Genomic DNA, 13,763 nt, shown 5'->3' on the forward strand with positions numbered 1-13,763 from the left:
TGATGCCTATAAGCGTAGCAATAAGACCTTTGATCAAGCAATGACCTTCTTTGGCAAAAAAGGGTAATTTTAAAAGATCCTTGGTTTATTGCGCCTTTCAAGGTTACCTAATATGCAGAGTTCAGGTTTTAACCAGCGTTAAAGGAAGGGGAATAAGTTAACGCTGGTTGAGCTGCTGCTTTTAGTTTAAAAGCATGTCTTTAGCTTAGGGCTGAGAAGATAACTTGACTGGTAGTATAGTGCTCCTTAGTACTGTCATCATTTTCACTAGTAATTTGATAACTAGCAATTACGACAGATGCGCCAAAAAGGAAAACTAAAGAAATAATTACACCAGCAACAATTTTTAACATTGAAATAGGCCTAAATAAAAGTATATACAGCCAAGCAAGTTAAGCTGCAATAAGCAATGTAGTTAAAACAATGTTTAGTTAGCAATAGCGACTAAACTAGAAATAAAGTTTGTAAGCTCATATGAGCAAAATCTCAATAATTAACCAGGCATATATTTAGCTCACTAATTAAAGAGATCTATCATAAAAATGTCTGCTAACAAAAGTAGGCATGTGTAAAGGCATTGTGTTTAACAACCAGTAATAAGATAAGAATCGCAATGCCTGAGGTTTTGTTAGTATCTATGATAACTCTTTTGTTGTATCAATGCTAGCTATATTTTTAAATAAGTTAAAAATATTGCTAAAACCATTGGGCTTGATGAATAAATTAACATTAGTTACTTGTTCATATCAAGATAGCAAATTTGCCTCACAAGAATGGTAGTTTGTACTATGAGCAGAGCAAAAAGCTTTTATTTTTCGCTATGTTACTAAGTAACAAATAATATGTGATCCATTTCACGAGATTTTGGGGCAGATAAAAAAATTTTTTTAAAGCACAACAATAGAGCACAATGGCATAAGAATGATGGTTTTCATACCAAAATAGCACAAAGTGCACGTGATAAAGTCCTATTAATCCAACTTTGCTAAAAGTTAGCGTGCTTTGTGTTCTTAATGTGCTTTGCACTTTTTATGAGGTAAGACTATAAATAAGGAATATGTAGGGTCAATCAAAAATAAGTTAAATGTTTGCTTGAGTTAAAAATGAAATTATAAAATGCGTTTGGCACTTGCTAAAAGCTCTAACTAAGAGATTTTAACAAGTGCCAAAGCTCAAAAGAATGCTCTTTTGTAAAAGGAATTTCAGCGCTTAAGCCTAGTTCTTACTTTAAATTAAGTAAGAGCTATCAATATTAACGGGCGCGGAAAGTAATACGACCTTTAGTTAAATCGTATGGAGTGATTTGTACAGTAACTTTGTCGCCAGTTAAGATACGAATGTAGTTCTTGCGCATCTTACCAGAGATATGAGCCATAACGATGTGGCCATTCTCAAGCTGAACTCTAAAGGTGGTATTTGGCAGGGTTTCAAGAACGGTGCCCTGCATCTCAATGCTTTCTTCTTTTGCCATAAAAAATGTATTTTGTAATCAACATCTGCGTTTAGGCTATGAAGCTAAATGCTTGAGCGCTAAACAAGTTAACAAACGGGCTTATGTTACGAAACTGCTAGCTTAAGCAGTGCGTTACCGTCTGGGTAAGTAAGTGTGCTTGACTATAAACTATAGTAAAAGTTTATCGTAAAGCCCATGAGTGACTAAAAGTCATTTATCAACTGCTTGGGTCGTTAAACCTAAGCTTACAAAGAGCAGCAATAGATCTTAAAGCCAATTATTTAGAGTCATTGCAGCATCTTATTATTTGACCAGCATAATGTCCTTGAACAATTAAGGGCTATGCTTGTCAAACACGTGATTATATCATAATTGCTAAACTGCAAAACTAAAATTGATTTTTAAAATCTTAATTGCACTCTTAGATGCGTTTGCTGCCATCTTTGCTAGTAGCTGCGCTAGCATTAATAACAGGAGCACTGTGATGTTCTTCTTGCTCACCAAACAAAGCAGGCACTGCGTGAGCTTCTGGATCATGTAAGAATTTAGTAAATACCCAAGAGCCAACACCATTACCTAACACAATTAAAGCAAGTCTAGTCCAATCTTGTACACTCATGTCTACTTTGCCCATAGCAAAGAAGCCGCAGTTGGCAACACAGTGCTCAAAGCCAGCTAACATAAAGAACATGATAGGGAGAATTACATAAAGAGGGTTTTTGCCTTTATTAAAGTTGTAGTAAGCAATATGCATCATGGCACCGCAACCCATAGCTAAGATAAAAGATGAGAGCATGGTGTCATTGAGCTTTAGCTCAGTAACATGATGAATAGCACTTAGGTCAATTCTGGTTAGGGTGAATAAATAGCCAGTAGCTGCACAGCCTAAACCATTGAGAATAAACATATAAATAAGGCGGAAGGTGGAGCTTGGAGTCCAGTCACCTACTTTTCCTGTATAAAGGAAATAGCCTTTAATCATAATGGTGAGTAGGCCTAAGGAGAACAAACAAGAACCTACATATTTAACTGGGCTGGCCACATAAATGACACAACCAAGGCCAATAAGAATACCAGCAAGAATAGATTTAACAGTGAATTGATAGAAAGTAGACTGCATTAACATATAAAAGTGCCTAAGCGCATGATTAATTTAGCAGCCTAAATTGCTTGTAAATCGAAGAACCATAGTCCAAGCAAAGAGTATTAGTGACAATTTTTATCACTATTTAGTGATGGGGCTGCCTCTGATAAGCCTTAATAAACGACAAGAAAAGCCATAAATAAGCACTTATAAATAAAACTAAAGTCAAGTATTAGATCTTTGTTTTGCTATAGGTATTACTATATTTAATGATTTTTCTTATCAGGGCTCTAAAACGGTGCGTATTTTAGCAAAGAGCAAAGCCAAAATCAGCAAAAAAGATTACCTATTTTTCACTTAGGCTATTTGGGGCAGGTTTTTCCTAAATTTGTCTTATCTGTAGCTTAAAAGAATCAAAGTTTCTACCCTGTGTTCATATGACGCTATGAGATGATCAGTTAAGTGATAGGTAAAAATGCAAATAATTTGCGTTTATTAACTCTTTGTTTAAAAAAATAATCTATTTTAAGAAAAAAACTTTGTAAAAATGGAATCTCGGGCTAATTATTGGCTATAGATTGAGCTTTTTTTCTCAAGATTAAATAGGCTGTGCTATCATAATTTAATGTTGATTAGTTAAGTGCATGGTGCGCTTAGCAAGAACAAACAAAAATCTATACATTAGGGCTGTTTTAGCCTTAATTCATGTTAAGAAGACAAGTTGTGAGTTTGTTGGCCTTTAAAACCGTTATAGCATTTAGGTTAGACAAATTCTTGAAAAGAGCTTTGGTTTACAAGTCAAAACAAGCAGATTGGTGATGACGCTTATTTAAGGTAAAGCTCTTTTGCAAATTCATAACTTTGGTATTTTTTGGATCGTCTGCTTGGAGAAAACTAAATGGCATTGCGTAAAGCAGTTATTACCGGTTTAGGAATAGTTGCTAGTATTGGTGTAGGTAAAGAGGCCGTACTAGAATCCTTACGACAAGGCCGTTCAGGCATAGTCAGAGAAGAAGAGTTTGCTCAAATGGGCATGCGCTCACAAGTAGCTGGTATGGTTAATGTTGATTTTAAGGATTATATTGACCGTCGTGACTTACGCTTTATGGGTGAGGCTGCTGCTTATGCCTATATCGCTATGAAGGAAGCTATTGCTGACGCTAACTTACAAGAGTCTGATGTTTCTAATGAGCGTACTGGCTTAATCGTAGGTTCTGGTGGTGGTTCTACCAAGGCTACTGTTGAGTCTGCTGATATCTTACGCTCTAAGGGTGTTAAGAGAATTGGCCCTTATGCAGTAACTAAGACCATGAGCTCAACAGCATCTGCTTGTCTTGCTACCCCATTTAAGATTAAAGGTGCTTCTTTCTCTTTAAGCTCTGCTTGTGCAACTTCAGCCCACTGTATTCAAGCTGCTTGTGATGAGATTGCTTTAGGCCGTCATGACATTATGTTTGCTGGCGGTGGCGAAGCCGCTGATTGGACTATTGCAAGTCTCTTTGATGCCATGGGAGCCTTATCAACTGGTTATAACGACACTCCTGAGTTAGCATCTCGTCCTTATGACGCTCACCGTGATGGTTTTGTTATTGGCGCTGGTGGCGGTATTGTTGTGGTCGAGTCAGAAGAGCATGCTAAGGCTCGTGGCGCTAAGATTTATGCTGAGGTAGTAGGCTTTGGCGCAACCTCTGATGGTGCTGACATGGTTGCTCCATCTGGAGAAGGTGCAATGCGTTGTATGAAGCGTGCTTTAGCTACCTGCGATACTCCTATTGACTATATCAACACTCACGGTACTTCAACTGTGTTAGGTGATAATAAGGAGCTTGAGGCTATCAAGGAAGTATTTGGTGATAAGTGCCCTCCTATCTCATCAACCAAGTCCATGACTGGCCACGCCTTAGGTGCAGCAGGCGTAAATGAGGCAATTTTCTCATTATTAATGATGGAAAATGGCTTCATTGCTCCATCAATTAACGTTCAAGAGCTTGATGAGTACGCCAAGGGCTTTGATATTGTAACCACCCGTCGTGATACTCCATTAACCACTGTTATGTCTAATAGCTTTGGTTTTGGTGGTACTAATGCCACCTTGATCTTACGTAAGTATCAAGGCTAATTAGTAAGTTTGATTTAGCTTTTACGAAGGCAAAGTTTCAGTTGGAACTTTGCCTTTGTTTATTTTGAGTATCTTAAAACTTAGTATAATAGCGGCGCAAAGCTGCTCTTGCTCTATAGGCGCAGCTTGGCAAGCTAGGCCTTGTCTGCATTTTGGCAACGCCTGTATCTTGGCCTAATCTTAGGCTCTTAGGTGGGCAAAGGTAGGTTTGAAGCCTTGCTTAGGCGCAAGCTCAATCACAAGCTTAGGCTCAGGCTTAGGTGCAAGCTCAAGCTCAAGCTCAAGCTCAGGCTTGGGCGCAAGCGCAGGCGCAGGCTTGCGCTTGTGCCAATAATTAACAATAAGCTATAAGTTAGTCTTTTGAGACTTAATGACTCAAGGGCTAAAGGAAGGAAAAGTGGCTAAAACAGCAACTAAAGAAGTACAACGTTTAGACAAAATTGTCGCTCATTTAACTGGCTTATCACGTCAAAACGCAACTGCGCTTATCAAAAGCGGAGATGTGTTGGTTGATAATGAAGTAGTGTTAAATGCTGCTGGTAAAATCAATATTAACTCAACCATTGTAATTGCTGGTTTTAATGATGCGGCGCTAGACGAAGATGAAAATGGGGTTGCTCTTAAGGCTAGTGAGGCTTTTGCTAAACGTGTCTTTATGCTAAATAAGCCTTATAACTTTGTATGTGCAGATCGTGATAAGAACCATTCTACTGTGCAATCAATTTTCCGTAATGAGCTTAATGTTGAAAATTTACATTGTGCAGGTCGTTTAGATATCGACACTACAGGTTTATTGATTGTTACCGATGATGGTGACTTAAACCATGAAATCACCTCTCCTAAAAAATCAGTAGATAAGGTCTATTTAGCTCGCCTTGATAGTCCTGTACCTCCAAGTGCAGTTAAGTCCTTTTTAAACGGTATTAAGCACCCTGAGGAAAAGAAGCGCTACCAGAGCGCTAAGCTTACTATTTTAGCAACCGAAGGTTTATGTGTAGATGAGCACTGGGCTGCCGTACAGCTTAGTGAAGGTCGCTATCATGAGGTCAAGCGCCTTTTTGAAATGGTAGGTTGTCAAGTAGTAGAGTTAGCTCGTGTTGCTATTGGTTCTTTAACCTTAAACGAAGAGCAGAGCTTATGCGAGTACGTAAGACTCTCAAGTGAGGAAATTGAAGCCTTATTTGCAAACCACGACTACACCTCAGATGAGCTTCTAGCCTTATTAGAGCGCTATAAGGACAATGTGCTCTCCTCCCGTTTAGCCTATGTACCAACCTCCTATCAAGAGCAGTTAAAACAGTCATCTTTAGGCGAGGTTAATACAGACTCTCAAGATAATAATGCTAACAACAACGAGTTTGATGAAGAACTCGAGGACGAGCTTGAGGGTGAGTACGAGTCTGATTCAGATAACTTTGACGACTTAGATGAAAACGGCGATTTGCGCATTTACTAACCCATTAAGAGCCATCTTAATTCGGGCATCTAAACGTCAGCTATCAAGTAAGCAAACCAGCTAGCTAGTCAGCCAACCAACCATCCATCTCTTCTGCAAGCATGCTAAGTTGCTATCCTCTCTGCCTAAATGGTAGGCAGAGAGTAGTCCTACCAAATGCCTCACTTGCAAGCAGGCTAGCATGCTAAGTTGAGAAATCTATGTGCCTAGAGTTAGTTTTGCTAGGCCTTGCTCTTGGCTTTAGGCTAAGGCTAGAGCTTTGGAGGGATCGGCGTGTTGGGGCGAGCTAGGCTAGGGGATTGTGGAGGCTAGGAGAAATCTTATCAAGCTAAGTTAGGGCTAATTGTAGAGGTGATAATATTAAGGTAATGATTTTACAGGCAAACTTAGCCAAAATGTCTGTAATTAATTACATGCTTTGATTGTTTTCACTAACAACTAAACTTTAGTTTATAAGACCCGTAGCTCTCTAAGAATTATTTAGCAAGGTAATCTTACTAACATGCTCTTAGGCCTTAACAGAGCATAACTATGAGTCTCTAACTTATCGCAATCTAAGATAAGTATTGTTTAGGAGATGATATGATGTCCAAATCTTTATGTTCCGCCCTTGTCCTTGGTTCTATGGTGCTTGCAAGCACTGCTTTTGCTGATAATAGCGCTAAAACAACAGACACTGACTTAGCTCCTGGCTATAGTGCTTGTATGGCTAAGGCTAAAAACGTTGATGATAAGTTGGTTTGCATTGATGATGCTGCTACTTATTTAAATAGCGTCATTGATAAAAACTTTGCTGCTATTAAAGAAAAGTGCAAATCTACTACTCATGATCCAAGTGATTGCATGGAAGCTGCACAAAAAGCTCAAGAGGCCTATATTAACTACTACGATATGATGGCTGTGATCGTAACTTACCTCAATCCAGATAATAGCGATACAGGTATGGCTCAAGTTAATGAAAAGCTCAACGAAATTAGTAAGTTCCAAGCTCAATTTACCGATATTAACTTTGATAATAAGAGCAAGAAATAGTTAATTTCTAACTAATTAAGGCTCTTAAAGGCTCTATAGCTCTGCTCTATGGCTATAGAGCTTTTTTCGTTTTGGGGGTATAGCTTTAATTTATGAGCATTTATCGCACTTGCCTTAGTGCTCTCATGCTATGAGCGCTAGGCCACAAAATATATTTATCTTTTGTAATAGACTATGATCTTGTTTGATGATACAAGTTTTAGTAGGTTTGAGCCTCCATCTTGATTAGGGTATCTTAGAGGCGCTGCTTAATATTACTTAAGAAATTTTGTTTATAGGGAGCTTTCAATAATGGAAAAGATTGTTCACACCGATGCTATTGCCATCCCAAAAGAATACCCACTACCACGCCCAAGCTTTGAACACGAGTGGGTCTCTTATGAAACTACTACGCCTGAGCAATTAGTTGAGCGTGTGAAGGATGCTACCATCATCGTTACCAATAAGAGCCGTCTTACTGCCGAGGTGTTAGCTCAATGTCCAAAGGTTAAGTTTATTGCTGAGTTAGCAACTGGCTATAACAACATTGATATTGATTACTGCAAAGAGCACGGTATCGGTGTAGCTACTATTCAAGGTTATAGCACAGAGTCAGTAGCTGAGCATGCCATTACTATGATGTTGATGTTAGCCCGATCTATGCTCAAGACCCGTAAGGAAATGGAAAATGGCTTATGGATTGAGGCTAATTGCTTCTGCCAATTACCATATCCAATTGTTGATTTAAATGGTAAGACTTTAACCGTCATCGGCTCTGGTGCTATTGGTTCTCGCATTGGTCAGATTGCCAAGGCATTTAATATGACTGTCTTAAAGGCTGAGCACCGTGGTGCTAGCAGCGTTCGTGATGGTTATACTCCTTTTGAGCAAGCTATTAGTGAGGCAGATTTTATTAGCGTAAATTGTCCTTTAAATGCTCAAACAACTGATCTCTTAACCAAAAAAGAGTTTGCTACCATGAAAAAGAGCGTATGCATTATTAACAATGCTCGTGGTGGCGTGGTCAACGAGAGTGATCTAGTTGATGCTATTATCGATGGTGATATTGCAGGAGCTGCTGCTGACGTTGCTTCAGTAGAGCCTTTAACTACTGATCATCCATATGTAAAACTACAAAATAACGACAACTTCATTTTAACCCCTCACCAAGCTTGGATGTCTCACGATTGCTTAGTAGCTTTAGTAAAGCAATTTGGTGAGAATATGGAAGCCTTCCATAAGGGTGAGTCTTTACGCCGTATTGTTTAGTTAAATTAGACTAGATTTAGTAATAATTTATAGAAGCTAGCATTTTCTTAAGTGCTAGCTTTTTTGCTTTTTATTATCAGATTTATTTTATAATGAGCGCCAGTGTTGTGTGGTTTGGGTATGTTTTCTACAAAGAAAAGTAAGATTATCTGCCCTCCCTCCAGGCTTAATTAAAGTGCCATAGAAATTGATGATAAAGGGCTTAATTTATGGAACTCGTTTTTGTAGATAGTGATAGAAAGAAATTTGTTGATTGTGCTGTAAATGACCAAGGCTATGTTTTTGAGCTCTGTGTTACCGCCCCTCAAGGAATCAAAGTAGCCACTAAATTTGGCGCACAACGAATTGAGTTATGCTCTGCATTAAGCGAGGGTGGTTTAACCCCATCTTATGGCTTAATTGCTCATGCCTGCGATCACTGTGATCCTACCAATACCAAGGTCAATGTACTAATTCGTCCTAGAGCTGGTGATTTTATCTACACTGTAGAAGAAATTAAAATCATGCGTAATGATATTCTTGAAGCCAAGGCTTTAGGCGTAAATGGTGTGGTATTTGGTTGTTTAACTCCTAATGGTTACATTGATAGAGATGCTATGCACTTTTTAATGGAGGCTAGTGAGGGCTTAGAGGTTACATTCAATAGAGCCTTTGATTTATGTGCTAATCGTGAAGAGACCATGGAAATGCTTATTGCTATGGGAGTTAAAAGAGTACTATCCTCTGGCGGTAAGGCTGATGCATTAACTGGTGCGCAAAACTTAAAAGAGCTTAATGATCAAGCTCAAGGTCGTATTAGCTTAATTGCAGGTGCAGGTATTAGTCGTTTCAATATTGCTCAAATAGCTAAAATTACTGGTATTAAGGAATACCATTTCTCAGCTAAAGTTTTAGAGCAATCTATGATGAACTATAAAAATAGTGATGTCTTTATGGGCTTGCCTGGTTCTGATGAGTATGTAATTCAGGCAACAGGTGAGGACAAGGCTTATGAAACTATTTGTGCCTTACTCCATAATGGCGAAGATGGTTGTTATCTATAATTTATTATCAATATAGATAATAGTACTGTAAATAGCCAGTAGTTAGCTGGTAATAGCTTGAGCCTGGATTGTTGCTGCTATTGCTATTGCTATTGCTACTGTACAGTAGGTAGGGTAGTTGTGGCTTACATGGTAGGGCTTTAGTTTGCTTTAGCTCGTTAGCTAGCCTGCTGAGCTTGATATATAAAAAAAGGGGAGCCGAGTGGCTCCCTTTTGTTTTAAATGTTAGCACCTATTAGTGCTATTTGGAGTTTTTTAATCTTTGCAATTAGCTTAAGGATAAAGCTAAATCATACTGATCTTTACGGAACTTGTGCTTCATGTGCTCGATACACTCAATAATATCATGGTGTACAAGCTCACCACGTTGAATACCGATGCAACGACCAGAGTGACCCTCATGTAAAAGCTGTACAGCATAAGCACCCATACGAGAGGCTAATACACGGTCAGCAGCTGATGGGGTACCACCACGTTGAATATGACCAATAACGGTAGCACGAGTCTCTAAACCAGTTCTTTGCTCGAGTTCATTAGCCATTTGGTGAACGTCAGTTTGGTTCTCACAAACAACTAAAATAGCGTGACGCTTGCCCTTAGCAATAGATTCATCGATAGACTTATAAACTGTCTCTTTATCCCAAGGCACTTCTGGAACTAAAACAGCTTCCACACCGCAAGAAATAGCGGCGCTTACTGCTAAGTCACCACAGTGACGACCCATAACCTCAACTACAGCAATTCTCTTGTGAGAAGAACAGGTATCACGTAAACGGTCAATACAAATAACAGCGGTATTTAAAGCTGTATCAAAACCAATTGTAGTGTCAGTACCAGCGATATCGTTATCGATTGTTCCTGGTAAACCAATGCAAGGGAAACCTAACTCAGAAATTAGCTTAGCACCCATGTATGAACCATCACCGCCTACAACTACAAGAGCGTCGATGTCATGTTGTTTCATAACTTCAACACACTCACGGCGAATTGCTTCTTCCTTGAATTGTGGGAAGCGAGCAGTACCTAAGAAAGTACCACCACGGTTGAGCATATCAGATACACTCTTGCGATCCAATGGGATGATATTACCCTCGTGAAGACCTAAGTAACCATCTTGAATACCACATACTTCGTAGTTGTAATCAAGAGCGGTACGAACAACAGCACGGATAGCTGCATTCATGCCTGGAGAATCACCACCTGAGGTTAAAATACCAATCTTTTTAATAGCCATTTTATTTATCCTGGATTTGGATTAAAAGCCAATAGAGTAAGGAACTATTGCGTTTGTGCAACAGCAGTGCTCTTATTTAGATAAACATTTACTCTTTTGATGTTTATCTGTAAGTCTAGAAAATTTCTAGATGGAAGCGGAATTTAGCAATCACTCAATAATTTGTTCAAGGTCAAATAGTAAGACTACGCTACAAATATAGGTCTGACCAAGTGATTATAAATGATTAAGTTCCCTATACTAAGGGCAAGCAATAGTCAAATAGGACTAAAAGTCGCAAGCACAGCCGACTTTAAATTGCTTGATAATACCTTTTAGGTATTAAACCTAGCCTTGATGTGCTCTATCCAAAATCACACCACAAGATAAAGTAACCAAGACTAGGCAGTAGATGCTAAATTTAGCTTAATAAAGCTAAATTCAAGCAAAGTCTATATTAGGCGTTTGCTACAGCAGCTTCGATAATAGCAGTGAAGTCAGGAGCCTTTAAGGAAGCACCACCAACTAAGCCGCCATCGATGTCTGGCTGAGCGAATAACTCTGGAGCAGTCTTGGCATTGCAAGAACCACCGTAAAGAATACGAACGCCATCAGCAACTTCCTTGGAGAAAGTAGCTAAGTAAGCACGAATGTCAGCGTGAACCTTCTGAGCGATCTCAGGGGTAGCAGTCTTGCCAGTACCAATAGCCCAAATTGGCTCGTAAGCAATAACTGCATTGTTAAAGGACTCAATACCGCAAAGGTCGATAACAGCCTTTAACTCCTCACGAACAACGTCCATGGTCTTGCCAGCATCAAATTCAGCCTCAGACTCACCTACGCATAATACTGGGATTAAGCCGTTTTGCTGAGCTGCCTGATACTTCTGAGCAACATACTCACTTGACTCCTTGTGATAGTCACGACGCTCGGAGTGGCCTACGATAGCGTAGGTGCAGCCGAACTCACGTAACATTACAGGAGAGTTTTCACCAGTGTATGCACCGCTGGTGTGAATATCACAATCCTCTGAGCCATAGGCAAGCTTGGAGCCTTGGGTTAAGGTCTCTACCATACCGATGAATACAGCAGGGGCGCAAACAGCAACCTCAGCCTTGCCTGCGGCCTTATCGGCTGGCTCTCTTAAAGCGTTAACTAAAGCAGTTACAGAATCCTTAGTACCGTTTAGCTTCCAGTTACCCATTACGAGAGGTGTTCTCATGTTTAGTCTCCAAATATTTAGAAAAACACAAATCTACAAAACTACAACCTGCACTTTAATGCTAGCAGCTAATAATATGGCTGTAGCGAGCTTGAGCCATCCTGACCAAACAAGAGGGCTAGATTTGGCTATTAAAGTAGGGGCTAACTTTAGCAAATTTGTTTTATGCCCAAAGTCCAATTAATTTACTTAATTGCTACTAAAGCAAATCTAAGCTATACAATGAGGTTTAGCTTAATCTTGTATTTTGTAACTAGTTAAAAAACAAGTTTTTGATACAAAATAATCAAGAACAATGTTATTTTACACCTAATTTGCAAAATTTAAAAAAGCTCTTACATATCACAGTTATTAAAATGGGCAATTTGCTTTATTTTGTTTGTCAATGCTCTATTTTGACCAAAAAATTGCCTTAAATGATTGCAATATTAATTTCAGTAACTCAATATTTGAAGCTTATTTCTTAGGTTCACAACACACTTGCAGCCAGGTCAATCTCACTTTGATATATCTTGTGGTTAGTTAATGGTGAAAGGATAGTTTCACTACCACTGCTCTTGCCCTTATTGTCTTAGCCCCAATACATCAGATCTAATGTCTATTCATACTATGTAAAACATGCCTTTTGATTGATAAGTTAACGCCATCATGCTTATCCTAGCCAAGATGATGGCAAGAGAGGTCTGGCTGGCCTGGCCATGCCCAGTTGGCATGGCTGGCATAGCTTGCCAGGCCAGGCCAGGTATGGCTTTGTTGGGCTTTGACTGGTTTTGTTTCTTGGTTGTTTTGAGTTAAGTTTGGGGTGAGAGGCTATAAGCGCTTTGCTTATAGAGGGGTAATAAAAAAGCCAAGGGCAAAATTATGCTCTTGGCTTTTTTGGTAAGTTTTAATCAGCACAAGCTATTATTCTTGAGCTGCAGCGCCTTCTTGCATGCGCTTGGCAGAGGCGGCTACTTTCTCGAGCTCTTCTAAGGTAAATTCATAACCGAATTTAGCACCTAAAGCTACTAAGTTAGCCTTGAAATTCTCGTCAGCGGCAATAGCCTCAAATTCCTTTGCTAAATCTTCCTTGTTATCAAGATCGTCGAAAAAGTTGGTAATAGCCTCAAAGCTCATGATTTTCTCCTTAGATGGAATAAAAATTTTCCAATATGATTATATGCGTAGTGCTAAAACTATAAAGGATTAGCATCACAACTTTAGTAAAAGTTCACTAGACCTTTTCTAAGACATCAGCACAAGTGGCATCTAATAGTTTAATTAAATCTTGTGGATTGATGCCTACTGACATGCCTCTTTGACCTGCTGAGACGAGAATTTCTGCCTGATCTAAAGCAGAGGAGTCAAGAATTGTTAAAGTGCGTCTCTTTTGACCAAAAGGACTAATACCGCCAACTACGTAGCCTGTAATACGCTGAGCTGTTTGTGGATCTACTGTGGTGAGATCTTTTAGTTTTAAAGCTCTGGCTGCGGCTTTTAAAGAAATGCGTCCACTAACAGGGACTATACAAGTGACATAAGTTTTGTCGTGACTCAAGATAATAGTTTTGAAAACTTGGTGCTCATCCATATTAAGAGCATGCGCAGCATGTTTGCCAAAATCATGATTGTCGCTTACATAAGTGTATTCTTTAAATTGAACTTGGTGCTTAACCAAAAAATCAAGCGCAGGAGTTTTCATATAGCCTCCCAGGGCTAGCTATCTTAAGAGTAATTGTTTGTTGAATTATGTTAGTACTTGATGGCTGCTTTAGCAATAAACATGTATACCAAGCCCTTACTGGTGTTGTACTAGGATAAATAAGAAAATGGCTTTTATAGTGCATTTTTTGTCTAATTAAGAGATTTTTTTGCACTAATAAAGCAATTATGTTTTTTGTACCATTTGTTTGT

At 39.0% G+C, this 13,763-nt stretch carries 12 protein-coding genes; 5 read left to right on the forward strand and 7 right to left on the reverse strand.

What is annotated here, in order from left to right:
* Positions 1 to 200 precede the first annotated feature (200 nt).
* From MXE38_RS07740 to MXE38_RS07750, 3 genes are all read right to left on the reverse strand, one after another.
* Positions 201 to 353 carry a hypothetical protein gene (locus MXE38_RS07740; RefSeq protein WP_246913694.1) on the reverse strand — a complete coding sequence of 51 codons (153 nt, stop codon included), beginning with the start codon at positions 351 to 353 and terminating at the stop codon, positions 201 to 203.
* A gap of 899 nt (positions 354 to 1,252) precedes the next feature.
* Positions 1,253 to 1,471, reverse strand: coding sequence for a translation initiation factor IF-1 (infA, locus tag MXE38_RS07745; protein WP_009143043.1), 219 nt, complete (start codon positions 1,469 to 1,471; stop codon positions 1,253 to 1,255).
* A gap of 403 nt (positions 1,472 to 1,874) precedes the next feature.
* The gene (locus tag MXE38_RS07750; protein ID WP_246913696.1) at positions 1,875 to 2,579 is read right to left on the reverse strand and encodes a formate/nitrite transporter family protein; all 705 of its coding nucleotides are present in this window, start codon (positions 2,577 to 2,579) and stop codon (positions 1,875 to 1,877) included.
* 862 nt (positions 2,580 to 3,441) lie between these two features.
* Here MXE38_RS07750 and fabB point away from each other — a divergent pair.
* The 5 genes from fabB (at position 3,442) to MXE38_RS07775 (ending at position 9,435) form a co-directional block, all read left to right on the forward strand.
* On the forward strand, positions 3,442 to 4,656 hold the full coding sequence (fabB, locus tag MXE38_RS07755) for a beta-ketoacyl-ACP synthase I (protein ID WP_246913730.1): 1,215 nt from the start codon (positions 3,442 to 3,444) through the stop codon (positions 4,654 to 4,656).
* Positions 4,657 to 5,053: 397 nt separating this feature from the next.
* On the forward strand, positions 5,054 to 6,112 hold the full coding sequence (locus MXE38_RS07760) for a pseudouridine synthase (protein WP_246913698.1): 1,059 nt from the start codon (positions 5,054 to 5,056) through the stop codon (positions 6,110 to 6,112).
* A gap of 582 nt (positions 6,113 to 6,694) precedes the next feature.
* Complete coding sequence (locus tag MXE38_RS07765; RefSeq protein ID WP_246913700.1) at positions 6,695 to 7,144, forward strand: hypothetical protein; 450 nt, start codon at positions 6,695 to 6,697, stop codon at positions 7,142 to 7,144.
* Positions 7,145 to 7,435: 291 nt separating this feature from the next.
* On the forward strand, positions 7,436 to 8,392 hold the full coding sequence (locus tag MXE38_RS07770; protein ID WP_246913702.1) for an NAD(P)-dependent oxidoreductase: 957 nt from the start codon (positions 7,436 to 7,438) through the stop codon (positions 8,390 to 8,392).
* A 209-nt stretch (positions 8,393 to 8,601) separates the two neighbouring features.
* Positions 8,602 to 9,435 carry a copper homeostasis protein CutC gene (locus MXE38_RS07775; RefSeq protein WP_246913704.1) on the forward strand — a complete coding sequence of 278 codons (834 nt, stop codon included), beginning with the start codon at positions 8,602 to 8,604 and terminating at the stop codon, positions 9,433 to 9,435.
* A 268-nt stretch (positions 9,436 to 9,703) separates the two neighbouring features.
* Here MXE38_RS07775 and pfkA read toward each other — a convergent pair whose 3' ends face one another.
* The 4 genes from pfkA to ybaK form a co-directional block, all read right to left on the reverse strand.
* Complete coding sequence (gene pfkA, locus MXE38_RS07780) at positions 9,704 to 10,669, reverse strand: 6-phosphofructokinase (RefSeq protein ID WP_246913706.1); 966 nt, start codon at positions 10,667 to 10,669, stop codon at positions 9,704 to 9,706.
* 436 nt (positions 10,670 to 11,105) lie between these two features.
* Positions 11,106 to 11,870: a triose-phosphate isomerase gene (gene tpiA, locus MXE38_RS07785; protein ID WP_246913708.1), complete on the reverse strand. Its 765-nt coding sequence runs from the start codon at positions 11,868 to 11,870 to the stop codon at positions 11,106 to 11,108.
* Between the two features lie 903 nt (positions 11,871 to 12,773).
* Positions 12,774 to 12,986, reverse strand: coding sequence for a Nif11 family protein (locus tag MXE38_RS07790; RefSeq protein ID WP_246913709.1), 213 nt, complete (start codon positions 12,984 to 12,986; stop codon positions 12,774 to 12,776).
* Positions 12,987 to 13,083: 97 nt separating this feature from the next.
* Positions 13,084 to 13,551, reverse strand: a complete 468-nt coding sequence (gene ybaK, locus MXE38_RS07795; protein ID WP_246913711.1) for a Cys-tRNA(Pro) deacylase — start codon at positions 13,549 to 13,551, stop codon at positions 13,084 to 13,086.
* Positions 13,552 to 13,763: the final 212 nt, after the last annotated feature.

Source organism: Anaerobiospirillum sp. NML120448 (genome assembly GCF_023050945.1).
Taxonomy (GTDB): domain Bacteria; phylum Pseudomonadota; class Gammaproteobacteria; order Enterobacterales; family Succinivibrionaceae; genus Anaerobiospirillum.

Bases quoted from the DNA above. Each gene is read 5' to 3' on its own strand.
- MXE38_RS07740 (WP_246913694.1), bottom strand. From the start codon at position 353: ATGTTAAAAATTGTTGCTGGTGTAATTATTTCTTTAGTTTTCCTTTTT.
- infA (WP_009143043.1), bottom strand. From the start codon at position 1,471: ATGGCAAAAGAAGAAAGCATTGAGATGCAGGGCACCGTTCTTGAAACC.
- MXE38_RS07750 (WP_246913696.1), bottom strand. From the start codon at position 2,579: ATGTTAATGCAGTCTACTTTCTATCAATTCACTGTTAAATCTATTCTT.
- MXE38_RS07765 (WP_246913700.1), top strand. From the start codon at position 6,695: ATGATGTCCAAATCTTTATGTTCCGCCCTTGTCCTTGGTTCTATGGTG.
- MXE38_RS07770 (WP_246913702.1), top strand. From the start codon at position 7,436: ATGGAAAAGATTGTTCACACCGATGCTATTGCCATCCCAAAAGAATAC.
- MXE38_RS07775 (WP_246913704.1), top strand. From the start codon at position 8,602: ATGGAACTCGTTTTTGTAGATAGTGATAGAAAGAAATTTGTTGATTGT.
- pfkA (WP_246913706.1), bottom strand. From the start codon at position 10,669: ATGGCTATTAAAAAGATTGGTATTTTAACCTCAGGTGGTGATTCTCCA.
- tpiA (WP_246913708.1), bottom strand. From the start codon at position 11,870: ATGAGAACACCTCTCGTAATGGGTAACTGGAAGCTAAACGGTACTAAG.
- MXE38_RS07790 (WP_246913709.1), bottom strand. From the start codon at position 12,986: ATGAGCTTTGAGGCTATTACCAACTTTTTCGACGATCTTGATAACAAG.
- ybaK (WP_246913711.1), bottom strand. From the start codon at position 13,551: ATGAAAACTCCTGCGCTTGATTTTTTGGTTAAGCACCAAGTTCAATTT.